Here is a 3335-nt window from a genome sequence, read left to right as displayed (position 1 = left end):
CGGCGCGTCTTCCTGCGGGTGATGCTGCCGCTGACGATGCCCGGAGTGGTCGCCGGGTCGATCCTGGTCTTTATCCCGTCGGTCGGTGCCTTCGTCACCCCTGACCTCCTCGGCGGCGGAAAGGTCGTCATGATCGGCAACCTGATCCAGCAGCAGTTCCTGACGGCACGGCACTGGCCCTTCGGTTCGGCCATTTCCTTCGTCCTGATGGCCATCGTGCTGGCCTCGACGCTCGCCTACTTCCGCAGCGGAGGGGAGCGCGCGGTATGACTACGTCAGCGCCCGCGGTGGAAAAGGTCGCGCCGGCGGCCACCGCGCGCCCGCGCGGGATCCGGCTGGGACCGATCGTGTTGCAGTCCCACCTCGCCTTGACCTTCATCTTCCTGTACGCCCCCATCCTGATCCTGGTGATCTTCAGCTTCAATGCGGCCCGGCAGCAGACGGTCTGGACCGGTTTCACGTTCGACTGGTACGCACAGATTGTCCAGGACGCCAAGGCGCTCAACGCGGCACGGAATAGCGCCATCATCGCCGTCATCTGCACGGTGGTGTCGACCGTGATCGGAACCCTCACCGCGCTCGCGCTGGATCGCTATCGCTTCCGCGGGCGCACGGCCTTCGAGGGCGCGATGTACCTCCCCATCATCGTGCCCGAGATCGTGATGGCGATCTCCTTGCTGGTGTTCTTCAACTTCAGCTTCGGCCTGCTGGCACAGTGGACCAAGCTCCAGCTCAATTTCGGGCTCGGGACGATCACGATTGCCCACATCGCCTTCTCCTTCCCGTTCGTCGCCGTCGTCGTGCGTGCGCGCCTTGCGGACTTTGACCGGCGACTGGAGGAGGCCGCCAAAGACCTCGGCGCCAACGAGTGGCAGACGTTCCGGCGCGTCACGCTGCCCCTGCTGATGCCCGGCATCCTGGCCGGTGCCTTGCTCGCCTTCACGCTCTCGATCGATGACTTCGTCATCACGTTCTTCACCGCCGGGGTGGGCTCGACCACCCTCCCGCTCGAGATTTACGGTCGCGTCCGGCGCGGGGTGACACCCGAGGTGAACGCCATCTCGACCGTCCTGCTCGTGGCGTCGATCGCGTTGGTGCTGAGTTCGACACTCTTGCAGCGGAAACGCTGACCTGCGGAGGAGATCAATATGGCACGGCAACACACCCAGCTCCTCGTCCGCGCCTGGCTACACGGCTCGATCTCCCGGCGGGAGTTGATCCGCCGCCTTGCCCTGGCAGGCATGAGCATGCCCGCGATCGCCGCTCTGCTGGCGGCCTGCGGCGGAAGTTCGGCCGAGTCCCAACCCTCCCCTACAGGGAGCGATCAAGGCTCAGGCGGGACCGTGGGCACCGCGACGAGCGAGGAGGAGGCCAGTACGCTCAACGTCACCATGCCGGACTACATCGACCGCTCCAAGCTCTCCTCGGAGTTGCACCTCTACAACTGGTCCGAGTACCTGTCCCCCGACGTGCCGAACGCCTTCGAGGCCGCATACGGCGTACGGGTCATCGAGGACACGTACGCCAGCAACGAGGACCTGCTGGCCAAGCTGCAGGGCGGCGCGAGCGGCTACGATGTGATCGTCCCGTCCGACTACATGGTCGGGGTCATGATCCAGCTCGGCATGCTCGAGCCGCTCGATACGGAGATCATCCAGTCGTTCGCCAACATCGACCCTGCCAACCTCGGCGCCTACTATGACCCGGACAACACGTACAGCATGCCCTACCTCTGGGGCACGACGGGCGTGCTGTATGACGTCAACTTGCTCGGCGAGGAGCTGGATAGCTGGGAACCCGTCTTCCACCCGTCATCCGAGGTGCAAGGCAAGCTGGTCATGCTCGACGACCAGCGGGAGGTCATCGGCGCGGCGCTGATGTCCCTCGGTTACTCCGTCAACGAGACGAGCGACGAGGCACTGCAGAAGGCCAAAGCGGTGTTGATGGAGCAGAAACCCTATGTCACCGCCTACAGCAGCCAGAACAACGACGACATGATGCTCGGCGGCGAGGCCGTCATGGCGCATATGTGGACCGGCGACGCACTGCTGACGGCGGACCAGAAGGAGGGGCTGAAGTACTTCCTGCCCAAGGAGGGCGCGGTCATCTGGCAGGACAACCTTGCCGTGCCGAAGGGCGCGCCCAACCTCTACACGGCGATGGCCTTCATTGACTTTATGAACCTGCCCGAGGTCGCCGCGGCCAACGCCAACTTCGTGTGGTACGCCAGCCCAAACAAGGCCGCACGCGATCAGGGACTGATCGAGGATTGGATCCTAAATAACCCGGCCGTCTATCCAAGCGAGGAGGTCATCAACCGCCTCCAGTGGATCGAGGACGTCGGGGACGACATCTCGAAGTACGACCGCATTTGGACCGAGTTCAAGACGGCGTAGACGCTCGCGCCACGCGGCATCCGCGCCGTCACCGGGCTTCCCATCAACCGGCAGGTGGAGGCCGGATCACGCCCGTTCCTCCCGGCCACGAGCGCCGGCGCCGGGCAGAGCGGGTCGAACTCGTCTCGCCGGCGGCCACATGCACCGCCGCATCATGTCCCCGCCTGGGCGGCCTCGGCGGGCCGCACTGAGTTCACCATGCCGCGTTGACGGGGAATCCGCCGCACGGCGACTCCACGCTGATGGCCGGGAGTCCGAGCGGCGCGCCGGTCGATGCCGCCTATCGCCGCCGTTGCCCGACCTCGTCACATTCGACTAGAATTGGTTAATCCAAAGCGGGCCTGTAGCTCAGCGGCAGAGCAAGGGGCTCATAACCTCAAGGTCGTAGGTTCGAATCCTACCAGGCCCACCGGCGCAACGGGGCCTTGTACTCCCTGTTGGTGCATGATATAGTGGTGTACGTACACGTTGGACGGACAGGAGGGCGTTATCGAGGCGGCAGCGCTTGCGCGGCAGATCGCAGAGATCGCATCGGACTCGCTGGCAAGAGACATTCTCGTCCTCGATATCCGACATCTCTCGCCCATCGCCGACTACTTCGTCATCAGTTCGGTCGAGAACGCGCGGCAACTCCGCGCCGTGACCGAGCACATCGAACAGGAACTGGCCAAGGAGAACATCCGTCCGCAGCGGCGCGAGGGCGTCCCTGAAAGCGGCTGGATTGTCCTGGACTACGGAGACGCCATCGTGCACCTGTTCACCGCCGAGCAACGAGAGTTCTACCGGTTGGAGGAGTTGTGGACCGATGCCCAGCGGCTTCTGGTGATCCAGTAGCCGTCGGCATCCGGTGTAGTTGGCCCCGGAGGGGTTGATCATGTCGCAGGGCCCGCGAACCCCGTTCATCTATCCGTTCGCGCTCGGCGTGATCTGTGGCGTCAT

Annotated in this window: 4 protein-coding genes and 1 tRNA gene; all 5 read left to right on the top strand. The window is 64.4% G+C overall.

Features of this window, described 5'->3' with window-relative positions; genetic code table 11:
• On the top strand, nucleotides 1-270 hold a 270-nt coding region (locus IRZ30_RS16615; RefSeq protein WP_294086778.1), incomplete at its 5' end, for an ABC transporter permease.
• Nucleotides 267-1130, top strand: coding sequence for an ABC transporter permease (locus tag IRZ30_RS16610; protein ID WP_294086776.1), 864 nt, complete (start codon nucleotides 267-269; stop codon nucleotides 1128-1130). The genes IRZ30_RS16615 and IRZ30_RS16610, both read left to right, overlap by 4 nt.
• 18 nt (nucleotides 1131-1148) lie before the next feature.
• Nucleotides 1149-2396, top strand: a complete 1248-nt coding sequence (locus IRZ30_RS16605; RefSeq protein ID WP_294086775.1) for a spermidine/putrescine ABC transporter substrate-binding protein — start codon at nucleotides 1149-1151, stop codon at nucleotides 2394-2396.
• A gap of 337 nt (nucleotides 2397-2733) precedes the next feature.
• Nucleotides 2734-2805: transfer RNA gene (locus IRZ30_RS16600), tRNA-Ile, on the top strand.
• Between the two features lie 59 nt (nucleotides 2806-2864).
• Nucleotides 2865-3230 carry a ribosome silencing factor gene (gene rsfS, locus IRZ30_RS16595; protein ID WP_294086773.1) on the top strand — a complete coding sequence of 122 codons (366 nt, stop codon included), beginning with the start codon at nucleotides 2865-2867 and terminating at the stop codon, nucleotides 3228-3230.
• Nucleotides 3231-3335 lie beyond the last annotated feature (105 nt).

It is taken from the genome of Sphaerobacter sp., from assembly GCF_019683595.1.
Taxonomy (GTDB): domain Bacteria; phylum Chloroflexota; class Chloroflexia; order Thermomicrobiales; family Thermomicrobiaceae; genus Sphaerobacter.
The sequence above is the reverse complement of the archived record's forward strand: the minus strand, read 5'-3'. Positions and strand labels throughout refer to the sequence as shown.

Excerpts from the sequence above, each read along its gene's own strand:
- IRZ30_RS16610 (WP_294086776.1), top strand. The coding sequence starts at position 267 with ATGACTACGTCAGCGCCCGCGGTGGAAAAGGTCGCGCCGGCGGCCACC.
- IRZ30_RS16605 (WP_294086775.1), top strand. The coding sequence starts at position 1,149 with ATGGCACGGCAACACACCCAGCTCCTCGTCCGCGCCTGGCTACACGGC.